Annotated in this window: 25 protein-coding genes; 14 read left to right on the forward strand and 11 right to left on the reverse strand. The window is 65.8% G+C overall.

The window, feature by feature from the left end:
- Window positions 1–3: 3 nt before the first annotated feature.
- The 3 genes from LQV39_RS03415 to LQV39_RS26450 form a co-directional block, all read right to left on the reverse strand.
- Complete coding sequence (locus LQV39_RS03415; protein ID WP_230020338.1) at window positions 4–1,596, reverse strand: CocE/NonD family hydrolase; 1,593 nt, start codon at window positions 1,594–1,596, stop codon at window positions 4–6.
- Between the two features lie 62 nt (window positions 1,597–1,658).
- On the reverse strand, window positions 1,659–2,129 hold the full coding sequence (gene trmL / locus LQV39_RS03420; protein ID WP_230020339.1) for a tRNA (uridine(34)/cytosine(34)/5-carboxymethylaminomethyluridine(34)-2'-O)-methyltransferase TrmL: 471 nt from the start codon (window positions 2,127–2,129) through the stop codon (window positions 1,659–1,661).
- Between the two features lie 27 nt (window positions 2,130–2,156).
- Complete coding sequence (locus LQV39_RS26450; protein ID WP_307727833.1) at window positions 2,157–2,567, reverse strand: phosphoribosyltransferase family protein; 411 nt, start codon at window positions 2,565–2,567, stop codon at window positions 2,157–2,159.
- A gap of 423 nt (window positions 2,568–2,990) precedes the next feature.
- Between LQV39_RS26450 and LQV39_RS03430 the strand changes: the two genes are divergently transcribed.
- The 7 genes from LQV39_RS03430 (at window position 2,991) to LQV39_RS03455 (ending at window position 8,883) form a co-directional block, all read left to right on the forward strand.
- Window positions 2,991–3,914, forward strand: a complete 924-nt coding sequence (locus tag LQV39_RS03430; protein ID WP_230020341.1) for a methyltransferase domain-containing protein — start codon at window positions 2,991–2,993, stop codon at window positions 3,912–3,914.
- A 347-nt stretch (window positions 3,915–4,261) separates the two neighbouring features.
- Window positions 4,262–5,455, forward strand: coding sequence for a cytochrome c oxidase subunit II (gene coxB / locus LQV39_RS03435; RefSeq protein ID WP_230020342.1), 1,194 nt, complete (start codon window positions 4,262–4,264; stop codon window positions 5,453–5,455).
- Window positions 5,456–5,479: 24 nt separating this feature from the next.
- A complete protein-coding gene (gene ctaD, locus LQV39_RS03440) occupies window positions 5,480–7,087 on the forward strand; it encodes a cytochrome c oxidase subunit I (protein ID WP_230020343.1) in 1,608 nt (535 codons plus the stop codon).
- A gap of 1 nt (window position 7,088) precedes the next feature.
- Entirely contained in the window at window positions 7,089–7,223 is a 135-nt protein-coding gene (locus LQV39_RS26340; RefSeq protein ID WP_290368547.1) for a hypothetical protein, read from the forward strand.
- A 1-nt stretch (window position 7,224) separates the two neighbouring features.
- Window positions 7,225–7,758 (forward strand): cytochrome c oxidase assembly protein, encoded by a 534-nt coding sequence (locus LQV39_RS03445; RefSeq protein WP_230020344.1) that lies wholly within the window; start codon window positions 7,225–7,227, stop codon window positions 7,756–7,758.
- Entirely contained in the window at window positions 7,755–7,955 is a 201-nt protein-coding gene (locus LQV39_RS03450) for a DUF2970 domain-containing protein (RefSeq protein ID WP_230020345.1), read from the forward strand. Before LQV39_RS03445 ends, LQV39_RS03450 begins: the two co-directional genes overlap by 4 nt.
- A gap of 67 nt (window positions 7,956–8,022) precedes the next feature.
- A complete protein-coding gene (locus LQV39_RS03455; RefSeq protein WP_230020346.1) occupies window positions 8,023–8,883 on the forward strand; it encodes a cytochrome c oxidase subunit 3 in 861 nt (286 codons plus the stop codon).
- A 107-nt stretch (window positions 8,884–8,990) separates the two neighbouring features.
- On the opposite strand, the gene LQV39_RS03460 is transcribed toward LQV39_RS03455, so the two are convergent.
- Complete coding sequence (locus tag LQV39_RS03460) at window positions 8,991–9,191, reverse strand: twin transmembrane helix small protein (protein WP_230020347.1); 201 nt, start codon at window positions 9,189–9,191, stop codon at window positions 8,991–8,993.
- Window positions 9,192–9,227: 36 nt separating this feature from the next.
- On the opposite strand from LQV39_RS03460, the gene LQV39_RS03465 reads away from it, so the two are divergent.
- From LQV39_RS03465 to LQV39_RS03495, 7 genes are all read left to right on the forward strand, one after another.
- Complete coding sequence (locus LQV39_RS03465) at window positions 9,228–9,965, forward strand: SURF1 family protein (RefSeq protein WP_230020348.1); 738 nt, start codon at window positions 9,228–9,230, stop codon at window positions 9,963–9,965.
- Between the two features lie 28 nt (window positions 9,966–9,993).
- A complete protein-coding gene (locus LQV39_RS03470; RefSeq protein WP_230020597.1) occupies window positions 9,994–10,548 on the forward strand; it encodes a redoxin domain-containing protein in 555 nt (184 codons plus the stop codon).
- A gap of 22 nt (window positions 10,549–10,570) precedes the next feature.
- Entirely contained in the window at window positions 10,571–11,725 is a 1,155-nt protein-coding gene (locus LQV39_RS03475; protein ID WP_230020349.1) for a heme A synthase, read from the forward strand.
- Window positions 11,722–12,615, forward strand: coding sequence for a heme o synthase (gene cyoE, locus LQV39_RS03480; RefSeq protein WP_230020350.1), 894 nt, complete (start codon window positions 11,722–11,724; stop codon window positions 12,613–12,615). The genes LQV39_RS03475 and cyoE overlap by 4 nt, the downstream gene beginning before the upstream one ends.
- Before the next feature lies 1 nt (window position 12,616).
- Window positions 12,617–13,216 carry an SCO family protein gene (locus LQV39_RS03485; RefSeq protein WP_230020351.1) on the forward strand — a complete coding sequence of 200 codons (600 nt, stop codon included), beginning with the start codon at window positions 12,617–12,619 and terminating at the stop codon, window positions 13,214–13,216.
- Window positions 13,217–13,242: 26 nt separating this feature from the next.
- On the forward strand, window positions 13,243–14,313 hold the full coding sequence (locus LQV39_RS03490; protein WP_230020352.1) for an AI-2E family transporter: 1,071 nt from the start codon (window positions 13,243–13,245) through the stop codon (window positions 14,311–14,313).
- A gap of 68 nt (window positions 14,314–14,381) precedes the next feature.
- Complete coding sequence (locus LQV39_RS03495; RefSeq protein ID WP_230020353.1) at window positions 14,382–14,588, forward strand: hypothetical protein; 207 nt, start codon at window positions 14,382–14,384, stop codon at window positions 14,586–14,588.
- Between the two features lie 275 nt (window positions 14,589–14,863).
- Here the strand turns inward: LQV39_RS03495 and LQV39_RS03500 are convergent, their stop codons facing one another.
- From LQV39_RS03500 to LQV39_RS03530, 7 genes are all read right to left on the reverse strand, one after another.
- On the reverse strand, window positions 14,864–16,033 hold the full coding sequence (locus LQV39_RS03500) for an acyltransferase (RefSeq protein ID WP_230020354.1): 1,170 nt from the start codon (window positions 16,031–16,033) through the stop codon (window positions 14,864–14,866).
- Window positions 16,033–16,782, reverse strand: coding sequence for a LytTR family DNA-binding domain-containing protein (locus LQV39_RS03505; protein ID WP_230020355.1), 750 nt, complete (start codon window positions 16,780–16,782; stop codon window positions 16,033–16,035). Before LQV39_RS03505 ends, LQV39_RS03500 begins: the two co-directional genes overlap by 1 nt.
- Window positions 16,779–17,816, reverse strand: a complete 1,038-nt coding sequence (locus LQV39_RS03510; protein WP_230020356.1) for a sensor histidine kinase — start codon at window positions 17,814–17,816, stop codon at window positions 16,779–16,781. Before LQV39_RS03510 ends, LQV39_RS03505 begins: the two co-directional genes overlap by 4 nt.
- A 17-nt stretch (window positions 17,817–17,833) precedes the next feature.
- The gene (locus LQV39_RS03515; protein WP_230020357.1) at window positions 17,834–18,337 is read right to left on the reverse strand and encodes a hypothetical protein; all 504 of its coding nucleotides are present in this window, start codon (window positions 18,335–18,337) and stop codon (window positions 17,834–17,836) included.
- Between the two features lie 114 nt (window positions 18,338–18,451).
- Complete coding sequence (locus LQV39_RS03520) at window positions 18,452–19,525, reverse strand: DUF5694 domain-containing protein (RefSeq protein WP_230020358.1); 1,074 nt, start codon at window positions 19,523–19,525, stop codon at window positions 18,452–18,454.
- A gap of 14 nt (window positions 19,526–19,539) precedes the next feature.
- The gene (locus tag LQV39_RS03525; RefSeq protein ID WP_230020359.1) at window positions 19,540–21,102 is read right to left on the reverse strand and encodes a hypothetical protein; all 1,563 of its coding nucleotides are present in this window, start codon (window positions 21,100–21,102) and stop codon (window positions 19,540–19,542) included.
- On the reverse strand, window positions 21,099–21,965 hold the full coding sequence (locus LQV39_RS03530) for an ABC transporter ATP-binding protein (RefSeq protein ID WP_230020360.1): 867 nt from the start codon (window positions 21,963–21,965) through the stop codon (window positions 21,099–21,101). The genes LQV39_RS03525 and LQV39_RS03530 overlap by 4 nt, the downstream gene beginning before the upstream one ends.
- Between the last annotated feature and the right edge of the window lie 67 nt (window positions 21,966–22,032).

A 22,032-nucleotide genomic window follows, 5' to 3' on the forward strand; every position in this document is an offset into this window, starting at 1 on the left:
GCTTCAACCGCCGCTGGCCTTGGCCGGCGTCCCCGCGCCCAGCACCTTCAGGCGCTCGATCGCATGCCCATGTGCCGGATTCAGTTCGAGCACGCGGCGGTACTGCCCGATCGCCAGCTGGCGTTCGTCGACGGCCTCGTAGGCTTCGGCCAGGCTATCGGCGATGTTGTCCCAGTCGGGGGCCAGCTTCGTGCCGAGCCGGAAGATCGATACCGATTCCTTCTTGCGGCCGCTGCGCAGCAAGTCGTAACCGTAGATATTCAACCACACCGGATCGAGCGTGAACGCCGGGTTCGCCGCATGCATGCTGTCGTAGACCGCCTGCGCGTGTTCGTAGCCGCCCGATTGCAGCGTGCGCACGAAGGCTTCCAGCGTCGGCGGCGTCCCGCTGCCCTTGCGGCGTTCCACCGACAGCATGTGCGCAGGCGCCTTGTTGGCCGGGGGCTTGTTGTCAAGGAAGGCCATGGCCTGCGCGTCGTTCTTCAGGTAGGCGTCGAGGAAGCGTGCCACGTAGCGCGCCGTCCAGCTGTGCGCCAGCGAGACTTCGTCGCGTGAATATTCCTTGAAGCGCTTGTCGTTCGCGAAGTGCAGGCTGACCGAGGCAAAGTCGCCATGCGTCATCGGCCGCATGGTCACGATGGTCATGTCCGCATAGGTCATCTCGTTCAACAGGCTGTAGTCGAGCTTCTTTTTGCTCTTCACGAGTTCCTCGACGGACTCGCGTTCGCGGCCCACGAACAGCATCGGCACCGCCAGCCGTGCCGGGGTAGCGTACCTGGCGGCGTCCTTGCCGCCGTCGACGTAGTGCGGATAGCTGCGCACCGAGCCGTCCAAGCTTACCAGCGCGCGAATGCGGTCATCCCTGGCGGCCGCCAGCACGTTGGCCAGTCCACCCCAGCTGAAGCCGGCCACGGCGATGCGCGACATGTCGGCCTGCGGCATGGCATGGGCCTGGCCGATCAGGAAGCCGATGTCGGCGGCCTGCGCTTCCAGGCCTTCGAGGTCGTCCGTCATGGCCTTGCTGCGCGCGCCCATCGAACGGCTGGCAATCACGATGTAGCCGTGGCTGGCCAGGTATTCGCACAGTTCGGCGTTTTCGGTCGCATAGGAGGAGTGGCTGGCCGCATAGATCACGACCGGGAACTTGCCGCTTGCGGCGGGCGCATCCTTGCTGGCCCACATCGGCTGGGTCTGCGCCTGGCGGGCGAGCGCCGGCGGCAGGCCGGCGAGTGCCGAATCGGTCGCGCGCTGCACCTCGGCCGCAGACAGCCAGGGCGTGTCTTCGGTCGCCCAGGTGGCGGCGTAGTCGCGCCAGGTGAGCGGCTTGCCCCTGGCCCTGGCCGGGTACCAGATAACCGCCTGGATCGGCCGCGCGCGCTCGTGCGTCTCGGGCTGGCCCGTTACCATGTTGATGGCTGGGAGGTAGACCCGGGAGTAATCGTATTGCGCCTTGACCTGCACGCCGACCGGGTAAGGTCCCGGCTCGTTGGAGAAGACGAAGATATCGGCGGCGCTCGCCGTTGCGGATACGGCCAGCAGGAGGAAAGCAAGAAGTTTGTGCATCGGTAGCGGCTTGATGAAGTGGAAAGTCTTCATCCTAGCCGCCGACCCCTCCTGGGTATAGCTGGTAAATCTTGCAGTCAGGCCCAGCCGGGTGCTTATGCGCCGCCCGCGTACCCATTCTGGCGCCAGGCCTCATACACCACCACCGCCACCGTGTTCGACAGGTTCAGGCTGCGGTTCCCCGGCATCATCGGCAGGCGGATGCGCTGGGCCGGCGGGAAAGATTCGCGCAGCGCCGGATCGAGGCCGCGCGATTCGGCGCCGAACACGAACACGTCGCCGGGCTGGAAGGCGGCGTCGCCGAAGGGAGACGAGCCGTGGGTGGTCATGGCGAACATGCGGGAGGTGTCCGGCTTCGCATCCGCCAGGAAGGCGTCCCAGTTCTTGTGCACCTTCATGGTCGCGTAGTCGTGGTAGTCGAGGCCGGCGCGGCGCATCTTGGCGTCGTCCAGCGGAAAGCCCAGCGGCTCGATCAGGTGCAGCTGCGCGCCCGTGTTGGCGCACAGGCGGATGACGTTGCCGGTGTTCGGCGGGATCTCGGGTTCGACCAGGACGACGTGAAACAAGACTTTCTCCTTGCGTGAAGGCGCCCATTATAAAGACCGTTGCGGCGGCGTGCGCGCAAACACCAGGTTGCTCACGCGCGCGGCGCCGAAGCGTTTGCAGGCGGCCGCCAGTTCTTCCAGCGTGTGGCCGCTGGTCATGACGTCGTCGACCAGGCCGACGTGGCGTCCTTCGATCAGGTCCGGGTCGGCGATGGCGAAGGCGCCGCGGATGTTCTCGGCGCGCTCGTAGGGCGAGACGCCGGACTGGGCGCGGGTGTCCAGCTGGCGCAGTGCCAGCGCGGGATGCAGGGCGACGCCGAGCAGCCTGGCCAGCGGCCTGGCGATTTCCAGCGCCTGGTTGTAGCCGCGTTCGACCAGGCGGGCGGGGCCCAGCGGGACCGGGCACAGCAGGTCAGGCAGCGGCAAGCTGGGCCTGGCGAGGATGGCGTCACGCAGCAACTCCGCGAACCAGGGGGCGAGGGGGAGGCGGGCGCTGAATTTGAGTTGCAGGACCAGGTGGTCGAGGGGCGGGGTGTAGTCGACGGCGAAGATGGTGGCGTCGTAGGAGGGGGGATAGGATTGGCAGACTTCGCAGGTGCTTTCATGACTGTTGTTTTGCGGGCTCAGTATGGATTCCCGCTTTCGCGGGAATGACAGTAATGGGTTGGCGCAGCGTGCGCAGCGATTTGTGACTGGCAAGCAAAAATGATCCCGGCAGGGTGTACAGACGACGCCTGCGCAGCCGCCGCCGCACAGGGCGCAGCTCGAGGGCAGCAGCAGTTGCAGCAGGCGTGAGGAAAGCGGCACAGGCATGGGGTGTCCGATCGGTCGAGGCTCTATCCTGTACACTTCCGCCATCATCCCATTTGACCGCAGTTAATCATGGCATCATCCCAGACCCCCTCCAAAATGAGCGCGCCGATCGACCAGGCGCGCGTCTGCCAGCTGTTTGCCGACCCGGCCCGGGTGGCTCCCTCCGACTTCCTGCGCCGCGAAGTCGCCGGCCGCATGTTCGAGCGCCTGTCGCTGGTGAAGAATTCGCCGCAGCAGGTGCTGGATGCCGGCTGCGGCGCCGGCGCCGACCTGGCCCAGCTTCAAAAGGCCTATCCGGCCGCCCAGGTGATCGGCTTGGACGCGGTGCCGGCCATGCTGCGCTCGGCCGGCGACGCGAGCCAGGCGCCGCGCTCCTTCCTCAGCCGCCTGCTGCCGGCCAAGAGCGGCATCGACCTGGTTTGCGCGGACTTCGGCCAACTGCCGCTCGGCCCGAACTCGATCGATCTCGTATGGTCGAACCTGGCATTGCACTGGCATCCGCAGCCGGACCGCGTGTTCGCGGAATGGCGGCGCGTGCTGCGCGTGGAGGGTCTGCTGATGTTCTCGAACTTCGGCCCGGATACCTTCCGCGAGCTGCGCAATGCCTTTGCGGCGATGGACGAAACCCCGCACACGCTGCCCTTCGTGGACATGCACGACTTCGGCGACCAGCTGGTGGAGGCGGGCTTCACCACGCCCGTCATGGACATGGAAACGATCACGGTCACCTATGACACGGCCGAGGCGCTGCTGCGGGATGTGCGCGCCTTCGGCGGCAATCCGCTGGCCACGCGCCGCCGCGGCCTGGTCGGGCGCGCCGCCTGGCAGCGCATGCTGGACGCCCTGGAAAGCCAGCGCCGCCCGGACGGCAAGCTGGGCCTCAGCTTCGAGCTCATCTACGGCCACGCCTTCCGACCGGCGCCGAAGACCACGGCCGCAGGGGAAGCCATCGTGCGCTTCCAGCCGCGCCCGCAGCCGCCGCGCCCCCAATAAAGGGAACTTTGCCGCAGTGCATCATGCAACAGCCATGCCGGTGGAGTAATTTTCCTTGAATAAAAATTAGCGATTTCAGTATAATCAATGACACTTTTTTCGACTTACGTAGTCATCACGCTAAAAACTTAAGCAAAAACAGCGTGAAGTCGAACTGGTTGCAGCAACACCAAAGGCTTCGGAAACCGTGTTTTGCGGTCCGGAGCCCGAGCAAGCAGATTCATCTTGGTACGTGTCGTCCCTGATGGTCGGTGTTTGCAGGAAGGATTTCGGGAGCGGCGGCAGTTCGTTCATGGAAGTGCCGGCCTCTTAGGAAAATTCATTTTTTTTGGGTGGTTGGGGACAACATGACTTATGCAAAGCGATTAAAAGCGGCGACCTTCGGTCTCGCGGCAGGGGCCGGCTTGCCCGTCCTGGCGTGGGCCGAGCCCGAGGTGATCGGGCGGCCGGCGGAACACCAGCTCAACATGCAGCCTGCCGTAACGGGCATCGGCGACTATATCTACAGCCTGCACAACTGGATGATGATCGTCTGCCTGATCATCTTCTTCGCCGTGTTCGGCGTCATGTTCTATTCGGTGTTCAAGCACCGCAAATCGCTGGGCCACAAACCGGCAACCTTCCACGAATCCACCGCCGTCGAGATCGCCTGGACGGTCGTTCCCTTCCTGATCGTGATCGGCATGGCGCTGCCCGCCACCCACGCGGTCGTCGCCATGAAGGACACCTCGAACCCGGACCTGACCATCAAGGTCACCGGCATGCAGTGGAAATGGGGCTATGACTACCTGAAGGGCGAAGGCGAGGGCATTTCCTTCCTGTCCAACCTGTCGACCCCGCGCAGCGCCGTTGGCGAGCCGGGCGTGGCGCCGACCACCGCGCGCACCGAGACCTACCTGCTTGAAGTCGACAACGAAGTCGTCGTGCCGGTGAACAAAAAGGTGCGCCTGGTGCTGACCGCCAACGACGTCATCCACTCGTGGACGATCCCGGCCTTCGCCGTCAAGCAGGACGCGATCCCGGGCTTCGTGCGCGACGCCTGGTTCAAGGCCGAAAAAGTCGGCACCTACCGCGGCAATTGCGTCGAGCTGTGCGGCAAGGAGCACGCGTTCATGCCGATCGTCGTGAAAGTCGTCTCGGCCGAGGACTACAGCGCCTGGGTCAACACCAAGAAGAAGGAAATGGCGGCCCTGGCCGACGATCCGAGCAAGGTCTGGACCATCGACGAACTGAAGACCAAGGGCGAGAAGGTCTACGCCGCCAACTGCGTGGCCTGCCACCAGGCCAGCGGCCAGGGCGTGCCGAACGCCTTTGCTTCGCTGGTCGGCTCGCCGGTCGTGCTGGGCGATAAAGCCGAACAGATCAACGTCCTGCTGAACGGTAAGCACAGCGGCAAGTTCCCGAGCGCGATGCCGGCATGGAAGCAACTGTCGGATTCCGACATCGCGTCCGTGATCACCTATACCCGTAACAACTGGACCAACAAGGCCGAACAGAACATCGTGCAGCCGTCGGAAGTCCTGGCCGCCCGCGGCAAATAAGCGTTTGGAATCGGAGACATAGAAATGAGTTCCAGCATCGATCACGCACACGACCTGCACGGTCATGACCACGCGCACGACCATGCGCACGACCACCCAACCGGCCTGCGCCGCTGGCTGTTCGCCACCAACCACAAGGACATCGGCACCCTGTACCTGTGGTTCTCGTTCACCATGCTGCTCTCGGGCGGCGTGCTGGCGCTGATGATCCGCACCGAGCTGTTCCAGCCCGGCCTGCAGTTCTTCCGTCCCGAGTTCTTCAACCAGCTGACCACCATGCACGGCATCGTGATGGTGTTCGGCGCGATCATGCCGGCCTTCGTCGGCTTCGCCAACTGGATGATCCCGCTGCAGGTGGGCGCTTCCGACATGGCCTTCGCGCGCATGAACAACTTCTCGTTCTGGCTGCTGCCGCCGGCCGCGATCCTGCTGGCCACGTCCTTCTTCGTGCCGGGCGGCGCCACCGCCGCCGGCTGGACCCTGTACGCACCGCTGTCGACCCAGATGGGCCCGGGCATGGACATGGCGATCTTCGCCCTGCACATCATGGGCGCGTCGTCGATCATGGGCTCGATCAACATCATCGTCACCATCCTGAACATGCGCGCGCCCGGCATGACCCTGATGAAGATGCCGATGTTCTGCTGGACCTGGCTGATCACCGCCTACCTGCTGATCGCCGTGATGCCGGTGCTGGCAGGCGCCATCACCATGACCCTGACCGACCGCCACTTCGGCACCTCCTTCTTCAATGCGGCAGGCGGCGGCGACCCGGTCATGTACCAGCACATCTTCTGGTTCTTCGGCCACCCCGAGGTCTACATCATGATTCTGCCGGCCTTCGGCATCGTCTCGCAGATCATCCCGGCCTTCGCCCGCAAGCCGCTGTTCGGCTATGCATCGATGGTGTACGCGACCGCGTCGATCGCGATCCTGTCCTTCATCGTCTGGGCCCACCACATGTTCACCACCGGCATGCCGGTGACCTCGCAGCTGTTCTTCATGTACGCCACCATGCTGATCGCGGTGCCGACCGGCGTGAAGGTGTTCAACTGGGTCGCCACCATGTGGAAGGGCTCGATGACCTTCGAGACGCCGATGCTGTTCGCGGTCGGCTTCATCTTCGTGTTCACCATGGGCGGCTTCACCGGCCTGATCCTGGCCGTGACCCCGATCGACATCCAGGTGCAGGACACCTATTACGTGGTGGCCCACTTCCACTACGTGCTGGTGGCCGGCTCGCTGTTCGCGCTGTTCGCCGGCTTCTACTACTGGGCCCCGAAATGGACCGGCCACATGTATCCGGAATTCCGCGGCAAGGTGCACTTCTGGGCCTCGCTGGTGACCTTTAACATCACCTTCTTCCCGATGCACTTCCTGGGCCTGGCCGGCATGCCGCGCCGCTATGCCGACTACGCCGTGCAGTTCACGGACTTCAACCAGATCGTGTCGATCGGCGCCTTCGGTTTCGGCCTGAGCCAGGTGTACTTCCTGTTCTTCGTGGTGATCCCGACCATCCGCGGCGGCCAGAAGGCGGACGCCAAGCCCTGGGAAGGCGCGGAAGGCCTGGAGTGGACCGTGCCGAGCCCGGCCCCGTTCCACACCTTCGAGAACCCGCCGCTGGTGAAGTGAGATGATGATGGCTGAACATGGCCACGAGCGCGACGCGGCGCTGCGCAGGAAGAACAGGCGCACCGCTCTGCTGGTCGGCGGCCTCGCGCTGTTCTTCTTCGTGCTGCTGTTCGTCAAGCGGCTCTGGCTGAACTGAGATGAACAAGCTGAACCGCACTACCTTCGTCAAGCTGGTGGTGGTGGCCTGCGTGATGTTCGGCTTCGGCTATGCGCTGGTGCCGGTCTACCGCCAAGTGTGCGAGGTGTTGGGGATCAACGTGCTGACGCAGAAGGACGGCACGGTGGAGCGGCCCGCCAACACCCAGGTCGACCTGGCGCGCACCATCACCGTGGAACTCGACGGCAATGCGCAGGGGCCGTGGCGCTTCCGTCCGACCCAGCGCAGCATCGACGTGCACCCGGGCGAGATGGCGACCGTGGTCTACGAGGTCGTCAACACCCAGGCGCGCACCGTGAAGGCGCAAGCCATCCCGAGCTACGCGCCGCAGTCGGCGATGCCGCATTTTAAAAAGGTCGAGTGCTTCTGCTTCAAGGAGCAGGTCTTGAAGCCGAACGAGGCGCGCCAGATGCCGGTCGTGTTCTTCATCGATCCGGCGCTGCCGCGCGAAGTGAAGAACATCACGCTGTCGTACACCTTCTTCGAGGTGGGCGGCGCGGTGGCCAGCCAATGAGCGGGCCGAAAAAAGCCGGTTTCGGCGCCACGATGAAGGCCGTGTTCTGGTCCTTCTTCGGGGTCCGCAAGCGCAAGGATTACGAGCACGACGCCGCCAACCTGAACCCGGTCCATGTGATCCTGGGCGGCTTGATCGGCGTGGCGATCTTCATCGGCATCCTGCTGTTCGTGGTGCGGATGGCGGTCGCCAAATAAGTAAAAAGTAAAGAATCGAGCGGTATCGGAAATTCGACAAATCAGAAGTTCGTTTGAGGAGATGAGAATGAGTTCGCCACACAATGCTGCGCCGTACTATTTCGTCCCCGGCCCCTCGCGGTGGCCGATGGCTGGCGGCTTTTCGATGCTCGCCACCATGGCCGGCGCCGCCGGCTGGGTCAATGGCGCTTCCTGGGGGCCGGGCGTGTGCGTCGCCGGCATCCTGGCCATGCTGGTGGTGCTGTACTTCTGGTTCGGCGACGCCATCGGCGAATCGGAATCGGGTCAGTACGGCGCCCGCATCGACGCCTCCTACCGCTGGTCGATGAGCTGGTTCATCTTCTCGGAAGTGATGTTCTTCGGCGCCTTCTTCGGCGCGCTGTTCTACGCGCGGTCGATCACCATGCCGTGGCTGGCGGACCTCGACCACAAGGTCATCTGGCCGGACTTCGCGGGCCACTGGGGCAACATCGGCCCGGCCGGCACCGTCGAGACCTTCAACACCATGGGCCCGTTCCCGATCCCGACCATCAACACCGCACTGCTGCTGACCTCGGGCGTCACGCTGACCATCGCTCACCACGCCCTGCGCGCCGGCCACCGCGCCCAAACCGCGATCTGGCTGTTCGCCACGATCCTGCTGGGCGCCGTCTTCATGGGCTTCCAGGCCTATGAGTACCACCATGCCTACACCGAACTGAACCTGAAGCTCACCTCGGGCATCTACGGTTCGACCTTCTTCATGCTGACCGGCTTCCACGGCTTCCACGTGACCATGGGCGCGATCATGCTGTCGGTGGTGCTGTACCGCGTACTGAAAGGGCACTTCACGCCGGAGCACCACTTTGCCTTCGAGGGGGCTGCGTGGTACTGGCACTTCGTGGATGTGGTTTGGCTGGGTTTGTACGTGGTTGTGTACTGGCTGTAATCCGAGGCTTCAAAACGTCGTCCCCGCGGAGGCGGGGACCCAAGTTTGCATGCGTTTCGTTAGCTCAGGCAGAACTTGGGTCCCCGCCTTCGCGGGGACGACGGCTTTTAGCGAATCCCCGTAGGCTGTATCCACCCCATCTTGTACGAAAACAGCACCAGCAAGAACAGCGTGATCGACAAGCCCACGCGCATCGCCAGCGCCTGCACGGTGCGGTTGCTGCGGCCTTTGTCGCGCATCAGGAAGAACAGGGCGGAGGCCAGGCTGCCGATGATGAGCACGAAAGCGATGGCGACGACGATCTTCATGGTGTGTCCTGAAATGGCAAAGTGATATTCAATTGTATGCGACTTCGCTTCCGTTTCAGGACCATTCCTTTCCTCGCCACCCTCATTCTCGTGCTGCTCGGGATCGCGCTCGGCAACTGGCAAACCCGCCGCGCGGCCGAGAAAACCGTACTGCAGGCCAGGCTCGAGCAGGGCATGGCTGCAGCCCCGCTAACGCTGGACGGCAGCCCGGTCGACCCCGCGCGCATCGAGTTCCACAGCGTTCTGGTAAAGGGCGAATTCGTCCCCAACTGGCCGCTGTTCCTGGACAACCGGCCGCAGGCAGGCCGCACCGGATTCATTCTGCTGATGCCGTTTAAAATAGCGGGATCGAACAAGGCCGTCCTCGTCGCGCGCGGCTGGCTGCCGCGCAATATGGCCGAGCACGACCGCCTGCCGCCATACACCACGCCGGCTGGACCAGTGAGGATCGAGGGCAGGGCGGTGCGCCAGCTGGCCCGCGTGATGCAGCTGGGGACGCCGGCGCCTTTGCAACCGGAGGCGATCGTGCAGAACACCGGGCCGGGCGAGGTGGCGCGCGCCAGCGGCCTGGACCTGCTGCCGGTCGTGGTCGAACAGACTGGTCCGGCTACCCCCGGCGAGGGCCTGCTGCGCGACTGGCCCGCGCCCAGCACGGACATAGCCCGCCACAAGGGCTACGCCGTGCAGTGGTACGCACTGGCCGCGATGGCCTTCCTATTTTTTGTGATAACAGGATTTCGAAGTGGAAGAAGCAAAACCAAACAATCCGGCTGAACCCAAACAACGCAAGCGCGGCCGCTGGATGCTCTGGCTGGTGCTGCTGGTCTGCGCCTCGCCGATGATCGCGTCGTACTTCACCTTCTACGTGCTCAAGCCGGAAAAGCGCAACAACTACGGCACCCTGATCGACCAGCGCGCGCACCCGATTCCGGCGATGGCAACCACCACCCTGGACGGCAAGCCGGCCGCGCTCGAGCAGTTCAAGGGCAAGTGGATCATGCTGATGGCGGCGCCGGGCGCCTGCGACGAAGCCTGCCGCAAGCAGCTGTTCGCGATGCGCCAGCTGCGCACCATGCAGGGCAAGGAGATGGAGCGCATCGAACGGGTCTGGCTGATCACGGATAGCGAGCCGCTCGACACCATCGTGATCCGCGAATTCGACGGCACCCACATGCTGCGCGCCGATGCGCAGGCCGTCAAAAATTGGCTGCCGGTGGATCCAGGCACCGGCGTGTCCGACCACATCTACATGATCGACCCGCTGGGTCACCTGATGATGCGCTTCCCGAAGGACCCGGAGCCGCGCAAGGTGCACAAGGATATCTACAAGCTGCTGAAGGCTTCCGCGGTCGGCTGAGCGCATTGAAACTGAGTCAAGAATGCAAGCCTCGAATTTCATCCTGCTGGCCCTGACCGGCATCCTGGCCGCTTCCGTGCCGCTGTCCATGGTCTGGATGGCGACCGGCTCCCGCCGCTACCGCAAGCTGGCCTGGGTCATCGTCTTCTTCACCTTCGACCTGATCGTGTTCGGCGGCTTCACGCGCCTGACGGATTCCGGCCTGGGCTGCCCCGACTGGCCGGGCTGCTACGGCGAAGCGAATCCTTTCCTGGCGCACGAACACATCGCCGCCGCCGAGGCCCTGATGCCGACCGGTCCGGTGACGAAAATGAAAGCCTGGATCGAAATGATCCACCGCTTCCTGGCGATGGGCATCGGCTTCCTGATCATCGGGCTGATGGTGGCGTCCTGGCTGGCATGGCGCCGCTCGAAGGGGCGCGCAGCCTCGCCCTGGCTGCCGACCCTGCTGTTCGTCTGGGTTTGCGTGCAGGGCGCGTTCGGCGCCTGGACCGTGACCCTGAAGCTGCAGCCGGTCATCGTGACCCTGCACCTGTTGTTCGGCATAACCCTGCTCGCCCTGGCGGCCTGGCTGGGCGGCCGCGAGGATTATCTTCTGCATCCGGCGCCGGCGCTGGCCCCTGCCGATGCCTTGAAACTCCGCCGTTTGCGGCCGCTGGCCTGGTTGGCCGGAGCCGTTCTGCTGGTCCAGCTGGCCCTGGGCGGGTGGGTAAGTACCAATTATGCGACGCTTGCCTGCAACGACTTTCCACTCTGCCAAGGACAAATTGTCCCAGACATGGACTTCGAACACGGCTTCACTTTGTGGCGCGAGCTCGGCAAAACCGCCGCCGGCCACTACCTGCCGTTCTCGGCCCTGACCGCCATCCACTGGGTGCACCGCAACTTTGCCGCAGTGGTGGTGCTGGTTCTTGGCCTTGCCGCCTGGCGCGCCTGGCGCTTGCCGGGCCTGCACGGCACCGCGCGCAACCTTGTTCTAGTATTATCGGCGCAGGCCTTCACGGGTATCGCGACCGTGTTTTTCAGTTTCCCGCTTGCCATCGCCGTGCTGCATAACGCCGGGGCGGCGCTCCTTGTCCTGCTGGTGACCATGTTAAACTACAAGGTACAGTATCAACTCGGATCGAAGTCGCCGACCCATGCTCACGCAGCAGCGGCGTCCGCGGGCCATTCATGATTACCCAAACCGCAACCCATAAACCGCCCAGCCGCATCTCGCAGTACTGGGCGCTGACCAAGCCGCGCGTCACCCAGCTGGCCGTGTTCTGCGCCGTGATCGGCATGTTCCTGGCCACCGACGGCTTCCCAGGCTGGCACGTGCTGTTCTGGGCCACGCTCGGCATCTGGCTGCTGGCCGGCGCCGCCTTTGCCGTCAACTGCCTGATCGAGGCGGAAGTGGACGCCCGCATGGCCCGCACCGCGCGCCGTGCCACCGCGATGGGCGAACTGTCGACCACCCAGACCCTGATCTTTTCCGCCATTCTCGGCGGCCTGGGCATGGGCGTCCTGTACACGATGGTCAATCCGCTGACCATGTGGCTGACCTTCGTCACCTTCGTCGGCTATGCGCTGATCTATACCGTCCTGCTCAAGCCGAACACGCCGCAGAACATCGTGATCGGCGGCCTGTCCGGCGCGATGCCGCCGGCGCTGGGCTGGGCCGCGGTCGCCAACACCGTGCCGATGGAAGCCTGGCTGCTGGTGCTGATCATCTTCGTCTGGACCCCGCCGCACTTCTGGGCGCTGGCCATGTACCGCCGCGACGACTACGTGCGCTCCGGCCTGCCGATGATGCCGGTCACCCACGGCATGAAGTACACCGGCCAGCAGGTCTGGCTGTACTCGATCGCGCTGGCCGCCTGCACCCTGTTCCCGTTCGCGGTCGGCATGAGCGGCCTGCTGTACCTGGCGGCGGCCATCGGCCTGAACGCCGTGTTCCTGCGCTACGGCTGGCTGGTGCACAAGCGCTACAGCGACCAGATCGCGCGCAAGGCCTTCGCCTGGTCCATCGTCTATCTGTCGCTGCTGTTCGCTGCTTTGCTGGTCGACCACTACTTCAAGTTCTGAGATGAAAAAACTGCTGCCCACGCTTGTCGCCGCCTGCGCCCTGGCGCTCTCCGTCACCGCATGCGACAAGCTGCCGGGCAAGCAGGCCGGCAGCTTCCAGAACACCGACGTCACCGGCCTCGATTACGCCAAGGGCTTCTCGCTCACCGACCACACCGGCAAGCCGCGCACCCTGGCCGACTACAAGGGCAAGGTGGTGGTGGTCTTCTTCGGCTACACCCAGTGCCCGGACGTCTGCCCGACCACGATGGCGGAAATGGCCGGCGTGATGCAGAAGCTCGGCCCGCAGGCCGACCAGGTGCAGGTGCTGTTCATCACCCTCGACCCCGAACGCGACACCCAGCCGCTGCTGGCCAGCTATGTGCCGGCCTTCGACAAGCGCTTCGTCGGCCTGTACGGCACGCCGGAGCAGACCGCGAAGACCGCCAAGGACTTCAAGGTGTTCTATTCGAAGGTGCCGGGCAAGGACCCGGGCAGCTACACCATCGACCACATGGCCGGCAGCTATGTGTTCGACAGGGACGGCAGGCTGCGCCTGTTCATCCGCCACGGCGGTGGGGCTGACGCAATCGTCCACGACATCAAGCAGCTATTATCCTGATATCGCCAACGATATCGGGGTAAGGGATGGATCAGCGACCAGGAAAAAATACAACCCGCGCCGCTGCCGTCATCCTCCTCACGCTCGGCTGCCTGTATGTCCTGCGTCCCTTCCTGGCTGCGATCCTGTTCGCGGCCGCCGTCGTCATCTCGTCCTGGCCCCTCTACCTGCGGCTAAGACTGCGCATGCGCGGCCGCCGCACGCTGGCCGCGCTGACCATGACTCTCACGCTGACCCTGCTGGTGGTGATCCCGCTGGCCCTGGTCGCCTGGAACCTCGCCGACAACGCCGCTGCCGCCTTCGAGGAACTACGCAAGCTGAGCGCCGGTGACCTGCACCCGCCGGCGTGGGTGCGCGGCTTGCCACTGGTCGGCGAACAGCTGCACGTCTACCTGAACGAACTCCTCGCCAGCCGCGACCGCATGATGGAGCTCGCGAAGCGCATGGCCGAGCCGGCGCGCAATGTACTGGTGGCCGGCGGCCTCGTACTGGGCACCGGCGTCGTCCAGATGGCGCTGGCGGCTTTTGTGAGCTTCTTCTTCTACCGCGACGGCGAAGCGCTGAAGACCGTGATCGCCGCCGCCATGAAGCGCATCATGAACGAGGAGGCCGAGGCGGTCACCGACACCGTCGCCAACACCGTGCGCGGCGTGATGTACGGCCTGCTGGGCACGGCCCTGGCCCAGGCCCTGGTGGCGGCGATCGGCTTCGCCATCGCCGGCGTGCCGGCCGTGCTGCTGCTGTCGGTGCTGGTGTTCGTCTCATCCCTGATACCGGTCGGCCCGCCCGTGATCTGGGGCGGCGCGGCGATCTGGCTGTTCGCCCAGGGCAGCACCGGCTGGGGCATTTTCATGCTGGTCTGGGGCTTCTTCGTGATCAGCGGCGTCGACAACGTGGTGCGGCCGATGCTGATCAGCCGCGGGTCGAGCCTGCCGTTCCTGCTGACCTTACTGGGCGTGCTGGGCGGGGTGATCGCGTTCGGGTTTGTCGGCTTGTTCATTGGGCCGACTTTGCTGGCGGTGGGGTATTCCTTGATGAGTGGGTGGACGCATACGCGGAATCCGATCGTGAAGCAGGAGGGACAAGCGGAGCCTTAGTCGTGAGATTTGGTGCATTTTTTCCCGTAAAAGGCATGCTATCGTTGGGAGCTACGGAGGAGAACAGCATGCAATTTCCAAGTGAACCGACGTTCGCTGACAGACTCGTCCTGCTGACCAGGAGCTTCCGCTATCGCTGCGGTCCGATGATGTTGTTGGCGGCGCTGTTCATGGCCAAGGACTCGCCGCGGTTCCAGGCGTTCGGCATCGCGATGTTGGGGTGGGTCTTGCTCGAAGGCGTCCTCAAGCTTTGCATCGATGCACGCAAGGACTGAGGCAGCAATTGGATAGGCTGGGTCCCTCCATGCCGGTCTGGGTATCTGTCTGATCAATCGCGGCGCAAATTCGCCAGCCTGGCAACCTTACCTGACACCTTGGGCGACGTGGTCGCGTCAAATTTGTCGTTAGAGATCACTACGTGTGAACCTCGACTTTTTCAGCTCGCTTGTCCAAGATTATGCACATGTCCACGGAACGTGGACGGGCAAAACTACTTGGACAAGCGCATAGGAACACATGCCGCTACAGCAATATCGTTCACTACGGCATATCAGCCCGGATTGGAGACATGCCCCACTTTCTCATTATCGGCCCAATCGTTAGCGGAAACAGAAAGAGGCTTTGATCCCGCCGCCGGAAACCACCGCGCACGCAGCCGCATGAACGGCGTCTCCACCACCCGATAAAGCACCCAGCCGCCGAACACGCCGGCCGCCATCACCGCCACGATGGTCAAGGGCGCCGCCGGATCGATACCCCGGCGTTCCAGTTCCGGCCGCAGCGCCATGAACACCGGCTTGTGCACCAGGTAAACCGCATACGACCACAGCGCCAGGCTGGCCGCGCCGGGAATCCGGACGCGGTTGAGCAGCGAGCGCGGGCTGAGCGCCGCGCAGGTCAGCAGGGCAAAGCTGATGGCGACCAGCGAGAAGCCGAAGGTCGAGGCCAGGTACGCGCTTGGCGCCTCGTTCTTCACGCCGTACAGCACCGCCGCCGCCATGGCGATGCCAAGCGCCAGCAGCGCATTCCCGTGCTTCAGGACGCGTTCGAACTGCCGTGGATGAAAATTCTTCAGCATCGCGATGGCCACACCCGGCAGCAGTTCGTCGAAGCGGGCGAAGGTGGCGTAGTACACCGGCGCCGCAAAAGCTTCCTGGCCGTTGATGAAAGCCAGACCGCGGTAGACCATGCCGGCCGCGATGGCAGCAGCGATGGCGCACCACAGGAGGCGCGGCGAACGCCGCCTGCCCACCAGCGCCAGCACCGCCAGCGGCAGCACAAGATAAAACTGCTCCTCGATGCACAGCGACCACGAATGCGTGAAGGTCTCGCCGTACCGCAGGCCGAAGTTCTGGGTGAAGCTGAGATAACGCCAGGCCGGCGCCATGGTCTTGCCCCAGATGACGCTGTGCGGCAGCAGCAGGTACACGGCCAGCACCACGTAATAGTTCGGCAGCGTGCGCAGCAGCCGGCGCGCGAAGAAGGCCTTCAGCGACAAGGGTTCGCCGCGCGCGGCGGGCGTCAGCAGCTGGTTGCCGATCAGGTAGCCGCTCAGGACAAAGAACAGGTCGACGCCGGCCCAGCCGACCTCGCCGATGAAGCCGAAGATGGAATCGCGGGCGACGAAGCCGTTGTAGTGCGACATGAGCACCAGCCCGATGGCGAGCGCGCGCAAGGTGTCCAGGCCCTTGAGCCGGGTGTTTTCTAGAGCAGGGTGCATCAGGCGGTTTTCTTGTTGAGGTGGTCGAGTGCATCCGCCAGCGCCGGCATGTAGGTGCGGCTGGCGCGCAGCAGGCTGCCGTCGCGCAGGCGCAGCAGGGCGTCGCGGTTGGTGAGGGCGCGCAGCTCGGCGATCATGTCGAGCCGCACGATGGTCGAGCGGTGCACGCGCTGGAACACGTGCGGATCGAGCTGCGTCGCCAGCGTATGCAGGCGTTCGCGCACCAGCCAGGTCTTGCCGGCGCTGTGCAGGGTGGCATAGTCGCCGTCGGCCTCGATGCGCTCGACCTCGGCGGCCGGCACCAGCAGCGTGCGCGCGCCGCTGCGCACCGTGAAGCTGCGCGTCCATTGCGCCGGCGCCGGGGTGGCGGCATCGTTGCGGCGATAGGGCCAGGCGCGCAGCGCGCGGTCCAGGGCTTCGTCCAGGCGCTCGTCGTCGACGGGTTTCAGCAGATAGTCGATGGCGGCCAGGTCGAAGGCCTGCAGCGCGAAATTGTCCCAGGCGGTCAGCAGGACCGCCATCGGACGCTGGCGCGGCGGCAGTGAGGCCAGCACCTCGATGCCGCTCTTGCCCGGCATCTGGACGTCCATGAACACCAGGTCCGGGCGCAGCGCCGCGATGCCTGCGGCGGCACTGTCGCCGTCGCCGTATTCCGCGACCAGCTCGAATTCGCCGCGCTGCGCGAGCCGGACCTTGACCGCCAGCCGCGCCAGCGGTTCGTCGTCGACGATGGCGACGCGGATCTTCATGCGGCGGCGTCCACGCAGCGCAGGGGCAGGGCGATGCGCACGCCGAAGCGGCCGTCCTCGTCCCAGCCGGCATCGACCTGCTGGGCGTCGCCGTACAGGTGGCGCAGGCGCTGGCCCACGTTCGCCAGGCCGATGCCGCCGCCGCTTTCCTGCACCGGCTGGCGGCCGTCGTTGCGCACCTCGACCAGCAGGCGAGCGGCCTCGCGCTCGACGCGGATGTCGAGCCGGCCAGGCATGGCCAGGGGCGCGATGCCGTGGCGGATCGCATTCTCGACCAGGGGCTGCAGCATCAGGTAGGGCACGGCGTTGTCGAGCAGGTCGGGGCCGGCCTTCATCGTCAGGCGCAGGCGTTCGCCGAGGCGCGCCTTTTCGATTTCCAGATACGCTTCCGTCAGCGCCAGTTCCTCGGCCAGCGAGTGCTCGTGGCGGCCGTCGTGGGCGAGAGTGGCGCGCAGGAAGTCGGACACGCAGGCGAGCATGCGATTGGCTTCGCGGTTGGCCTGGTTCGACACCAGCGCGGAGATCGCGTTCAGGGAGTTGAACAGGAAGTGGGGATTGACCTGGAGGCGCAACGCGCGCAATTCGGCGTCGCGGGCCGCCGCCTGCGCCTGCGCCAGGTGGAGCTGGGCGCGCTGCAGCGACAGATAGTAGGCCGCCACCGCGTGCACCGCACAGAACGCGATCAGGGCCAGCCAGCAGCTGTCCAGCCCCGCGAACAGCAGGCCCCATTGGTAGCCGGTTTCCAGCCCGAGTTCGATGGCCAGGCGCTGGCCGAGCAGGGAATTGAAGACCGACATCGCATAGCTCGCCGCCAGCAGGACGAGGGCCGTCGGCAGCCAGCGCCACTCGCGCCGCCACGCCGCCCGCTGCAGCATCGCCAGCGGCGCCAGCCATGCCAGGCAGGCGACGAAGTAGAGCGTGCGGAAGGCGGTGGCGTAGCCGTGGCCGACGGACGGCAGCCCGAGGATGGCCATGCAGGCGCACACCGGCAGGGCGGCGAGCACGGGGACGAGCAGCGGCGTTTCGACTTTCATGCAGCGATTCTAATGCCTTAGCGGCCCATCGAAAACAGCATCGAACTGATTTTCCAGCCGTCTTCCGCGCGCACCAGCTGCCAGGTTTCGCTTCCGCGGTTGGTGACCTTGCCGTCTTGCAGGAAGTCGAAGTCGAACCAGACCGAGGCCACGGCGCCGTTGGTGTCGATGCGCACGTTGTAGAAGCGCTCTTCGATCGGCTTCGGTGCGTTCTGCACGAACTCGGCGAACTTCCTCCAGCTGTCCGGCATCACCTTTCGCGCCTTCGGATTGCGCGCCTTGACGGTGGCCCAGGTGGCGTCGTCCACGGCGGCCACCGACAGCCAGCTGTCGTGGTCCTGCAGGAACAGGCTGCCGAGGGTCTTGCCGTCGTGGGCGATGATGGCCGCCTTGAACTGTTCGACGACCTGGTTGATGGCCGCGACATCGGCCGCGTGGGCATTGTCCTTGACGGCGTCGGCGGCATGCACCGGGGCGGCCAGGGAGGCGGCGAGGAGGATGGGCGAAAGGAATGCGCGCATGGGAACTCCTGTGGTGGAAAGTTCCCAAGCTAGAGGGCAGCGGGCCGGCGGTCCAGCGGAATGCGCCGACCCGTGCATGGCTTGCGGTGAACGGTGCGCCGTGAGCGGTCAGCCTTAGCGCAGCACCTGCAAGGCGTCGACGATGCGGACATCGTGCATCTGGTTCAGGTAAGCCTCCAGGTAGCCTTTATGCGAAGCGCCGACGATGACCAGGGTGCGGCCGCCCGGCTGCCCTGCGATGGCGTCGCGGATGTTCGAGGCCATGCGCAGGTTGCGGGTCTCCCAGTAGCCCACGTACTGGCGGCCGAACTGCTGCGGCGAGCCTTCCTCGAGCGCCGCGCCGAAGTCGCCGTCGAACACGACTTTCGCCTGGGCCGGCTCGTTGTAGACGCGGTACATCGCCAGCACGCCTTCGGCATCGCCGAGCTTCGCGTGCAGGGCCTGGTCGCGCTGCTTGCGGCTGGCGTTGGTGGCGTTGTTCCAGGCCTTGCCGATCGCCTCGCCCCAGCCCTTCTCGTCCGCGACCATGATGTCCGAGGTGTGGTCGTCCATCGCGACCACCCGCTCCAGGCCCAGCGCGGCGGCCACCGGCGCTGCGATCAGGGTGTCTTCGTTACGCCGGCTCCGCTGCTTCTCGAGCACCGCGACCAGGGTCGCGTCGAGGCCATCGCCGGCGTGGCGCTCGGCTTCCGGCAGGCGCAGCCACTGCACCAGCGCCGAGGCGCGCTCGCCGCCGGCCAGGAACACGGCGGCCAGGCGGCGCCGCTGCGATGGGGAAGGCGAGGCCGGCCAGGCGGCCAGCAGGCGTTCGGCTTCGGCGCTTGCGGCGGGCACGTCCATGCCGGTGGCGGCGCGCGCCGGCGCCGGGTCCCAGCAGTAGTCACTTACGGTGTCCTTGTAGCGGTGCGGGAAGCGGCGCGCATGGTCGCACTGCATGCCGGACAGCGCCTCGATGGCGATGATGCGCGGCTTCCAGGCGGCCAGTCGTTCGTTCAGCAGGCGCAGGCTGGCGGGTTGAAAAGGCTCCTTCAGTCCCGACAGGTGGGCTGTACCCAGCACCAGCACCTCGTTCTGCACACCCTTCGCCGGGCCTTTCAGCTTGCTCGGGTCGAAGATGTTCTGCGCGTGCGTGGTGGCGGCGCACAGCATGGCGGCGGCCGCCAGCAGGCCGATTGCTCGTTTCAGCATTCGATCGTTTCCTTTCATGAGAAGTTGCGGTGGCGATTACACAGATGCCCGCCCCAGGCGGCAGCGATGCCCACGGCCAGCCAGGTCAGCACCGAGGCCGCGGTCGCCGTCCCGTGGAAGCCGACGACGTCGGCCAGCGCCACGTTGTTGACCTGGACGCCGATGTACAGCCCGAGCAGGAACAGCACCAGGAAGGTGCGTCCGGTGCCGCTGCTGCGGCCCAGCAGGCTGGCCAGGGCGGCCAGTGCGAGCACGCCGGCCAGCAGGGCGCCGGCGCGCAGCGGGCTTGATGCGCCCAGGCGCAGCATGGCCACGCCGGTGAACATCAGGCCCAGGACGACGATGGCCGCCAGCTGGCGCCAGTAGCGGCGCGCGCTGCCGCCGGGAAGGGCGGCGCCAAGCAGGGCGCAGCCGGCATCGCCGTCGCGGGTCGGCAGGTCGCTCACCAGCACGCCCCAGCAGGCCACGCAGGCCAGCGCCAGCGGCGGCAGCGCATGCAGGTCGACGGCCAGCGCCGCCACCGATGCCGCCAGCAGCAGGGCGATCGCCGCCGGCGCCGAGGCCAGGGTCAGGGCAACGTCGGCCAGGGCCTGGCCGGCCATGCCGGGCAGGCGCGCGGACAGCGCAAACAGCGGCTGCGTCAAGCGCGCCAGCGGGCGCAGCCAGCCGTTGAGCAGGGCCAGCGGCGAGCGCCGTGCGCGCGAGCGTGCCGGCCTGACGCGGTCGGGCGAATAGCGGTGGAACAGGCGCACCGCCGGCAGCAGCGGCAGGCAGGCCAGCAAGGTCGTGACGCAGCGGGTCGCGATCGTCGCGCCGTCCCACATCCAGGAAGGCAGTGTGATCGGCGCAAGCTTCGGATCGAAATCGCCGATCCCGAGCATGATGCTGTGGATGTCCAGGTGGTGCGAGAACAGGGTGACGATGGCGCTCATGCCGCTGAAGTCGACGGGAATGGCGGCCGGCGGACCCGCGCTTTCGGTCACCGCAGGCAGCATCGCCATCTGGCCGACCCAGAGCAGGAAGTAGAGCAGGTCGCCGCGCTTGCCCATCAGCGGGGCCCAGCTGTCGAACAGCGTGGCGCAGCTGGCCGTGAACAGGATCATCGGACCCAGCACCAGCAGATAGGTCTGCAGGTAGACCAGCGGCTCGATCGCCCCCTCGCCGCGCACGGCGTGGCAGACCAGCACGGTGGCCATGAAGGCGCCGGCCAGCGCGGCCAGGTAGAGCACGCCGCCGCACCAGCGGCCGATGATGCACAGGGCGTTGCCGGCCTGGCTGGCGCCGATCACGCCGCCCAGGCCACTGCGCAGGTCTTCGCCCATGCGTCCGCGCAGCAGGTAGAAGCCGGCCAGCGCGAACAGCAGGGTCGCCTGCGAGGCGCTGCCCAGCGCCAGCGCGGAACTCGTGTAGCGCACGCGCGCCCCGCCGGCCGAGATCAAGGTGTGGCCGCCGGCCGGATCGGAAATCACCAGCCAGCTGATCGCCACCACGACCAGCAGCGTCGCCAGCGTCGACAGCCGGCGCAGGCGCAGCCGCGCTTCCAGCAAGGCCAGCGTGCGGACCGCGTACGCGCTCATGCGGCTTCCTTCACCGCATAGCGTTGCGCCATCAGCGCTTCCTCCAGGCTCGGCTCGGACGGCGTCGCGCCGGAGCAGGGCAGGCTGGGATGGGCGATCCGCAGCGCCATCCGCCCGCCCTGGCGCGCGGCGTGCAGCACGTGGGTGGTGGCGCGCAGGATCTCGTATTCGTCGTGGTCGACGTTGGCTGACCATACCTGGCCGCGCGCGCGGCCGAGGATCGCATCCGGCGTGTCGCAGGCGACCAGGCTGCCGTTGCGCATGATGGCCAACCGCCCGGCGATGCTCTCGACGTCGGACACGATGTGGGTCGAGATGATGACCAGCTTGTTGAAGCCCAGCTCCGCCAGCAGGTTGCGGAAGCGCAGCCGTTCTTCCGGATCGAGGCCGGCGGTGGGTTCGTCGACCACCAGCACGTCCGGGTCGTTCAGCAGGGCCTGGGCGATGCCGAGGCGGCGCAGCATGCCGCCCGAGAAAGTGCTGGCCTGGCGCCCGGCCTGGTCGTGCAGGTTGACCAGTTCGAGCAGGCGGCGGATGCGGGCCGGATCGCGCACGCCCTTGAGGGCGGCGAAGTACTGCATGAATTCGAGCGCCGAGACGTTGCGGTAGACGCCGAAGTCCTGCGGCAGGTAGCCCAGGCGGCGCCGGATCGTCTCCGGTTTCGCGACGATGTCCTGGCCATCGAACAGGATGCTGCCGCTGGTCGGTTTGGTGAGCGTGGCGATCATCTGCATCAGCGTGGTCTTGCCGGCGCCGTTGTGGCCGATCAGGCCGACCACGCCGGGTTCCAGGCGCAGCGATAAATCGGCGACCGCTGTGACCTGTTTGCCGAAGGATTTGGTGACGTCCTGCAGTTCCAGCATGATGCGCTCCGACCAGTGGGGATACGCTACTGTAGGCCGGGGCAAGCGTCCGGGTGTCCGCGATGCG

Origin of the sequence: Massilia sp. Bi118 (genome assembly GCF_918697865.1) — a bacterium.
Lineage (GTDB): Bacteria > Pseudomonadota > Gammaproteobacteria > Burkholderiales > Burkholderiaceae_D > Telluria.

Excerpts from the sequence above, each read along its gene's own strand:
- LQV39_RS03415 (WP_230020338.1), bottom strand. The coding sequence starts at position 1,596 with ATGAAGACTTTCCACTTCATCAAGCCGCTACCGATGCACAAACTTCTT.
- LQV39_RS03430 (WP_230020341.1), top strand. The coding sequence starts at position 2,991 with ATGGCATCATCCCAGACCCCCTCCAAAATGAGCGCGCCGATCGACCAG.
- coxB (WP_230020342.1), top strand. The coding sequence starts at position 4,262 with ATGACTTATGCAAAGCGATTAAAAGCGGCGACCTTCGGTCTCGCGGCA.
- ctaD (WP_230020343.1), top strand. The coding sequence starts at position 5,480 with ATGAGTTCCAGCATCGATCACGCACACGACCTGCACGGTCATGACCAC.
- LQV39_RS26340 (WP_290368547.1), top strand. The coding sequence starts at position 7,089 with ATGATGATGGCTGAACATGGCCACGAGCGCGACGCGGCGCTGCGCAGG.
- LQV39_RS03445 (WP_230020344.1), top strand. The coding sequence starts at position 7,225 with ATGAACAAGCTGAACCGCACTACCTTCGTCAAGCTGGTGGTGGTGGCC.
- LQV39_RS03450 (WP_230020345.1), top strand. The coding sequence starts at position 7,755 with ATGAGCGGGCCGAAAAAAGCCGGTTTCGGCGCCACGATGAAGGCCGTG.
- LQV39_RS03455 (WP_230020346.1), top strand. The coding sequence starts at position 8,023 with ATGAGTTCGCCACACAATGCTGCGCCGTACTATTTCGTCCCCGGCCCC.
- LQV39_RS03460 (WP_230020347.1), bottom strand. The coding sequence starts at position 9,191 with ATGAAGATCGTCGTCGCCATCGCTTTCGTGCTCATCATCGGCAGCCTG.
- LQV39_RS03465 (WP_230020348.1), top strand. The coding sequence starts at position 9,228 with ATGCGACTTCGCTTCCGTTTCAGGACCATTCCTTTCCTCGCCACCCTC.
- LQV39_RS03470 (WP_230020597.1), top strand. The coding sequence starts at position 9,994 with ATGCTCTGGCTGGTGCTGCTGGTCTGCGCCTCGCCGATGATCGCGTCG.
- LQV39_RS03475 (WP_230020349.1), top strand. The coding sequence starts at position 10,571 with ATGCAAGCCTCGAATTTCATCCTGCTGGCCCTGACCGGCATCCTGGCC.
- cyoE (WP_230020350.1), top strand. The coding sequence starts at position 11,722 with ATGATTACCCAAACCGCAACCCATAAACCGCCCAGCCGCATCTCGCAG.
- LQV39_RS03485 (WP_230020351.1), top strand. The coding sequence starts at position 12,617 with ATGAAAAAACTGCTGCCCACGCTTGTCGCCGCCTGCGCCCTGGCGCTC.
- LQV39_RS03490 (WP_230020352.1), top strand. The coding sequence starts at position 13,243 with ATGGATCAGCGACCAGGAAAAAATACAACCCGCGCCGCTGCCGTCATC.
- LQV39_RS03495 (WP_230020353.1), top strand. The coding sequence starts at position 14,382 with ATGCAATTTCCAAGTGAACCGACGTTCGCTGACAGACTCGTCCTGCTG.
- LQV39_RS03500 (WP_230020354.1), bottom strand. The coding sequence starts at position 16,033 with ATGCACCCTGCTCTAGAAAACACCCGGCTCAAGGGCCTGGACACCTTG.
- LQV39_RS03505 (WP_230020355.1), bottom strand. The coding sequence starts at position 16,782 with ATGAAGATCCGCGTCGCCATCGTCGACGACGAACCGCTGGCGCGGCTG.
- LQV39_RS03510 (WP_230020356.1), bottom strand. The coding sequence starts at position 17,816 with ATGAAAGTCGAAACGCCGCTGCTCGTCCCCGTGCTCGCCGCCCTGCCG.
- LQV39_RS03515 (WP_230020357.1), bottom strand. The coding sequence starts at position 18,337 with ATGCGCGCATTCCTTTCGCCCATCCTCCTCGCCGCCTCCCTGGCCGCC.
- LQV39_RS03520 (WP_230020358.1), bottom strand. The coding sequence starts at position 19,525 with ATGCTGAAACGAGCAATCGGCCTGCTGGCGGCCGCCGCCATGCTGTGC.
- LQV39_RS03525 (WP_230020359.1), bottom strand. The coding sequence starts at position 21,102 with ATGAGCGCGTACGCGGTCCGCACGCTGGCCTTGCTGGAAGCGCGGCTG.
- LQV39_RS03530 (WP_230020360.1), bottom strand. The coding sequence starts at position 21,965 with ATGCTGGAACTGCAGGACGTCACCAAATCCTTCGGCAAACAGGTCACA.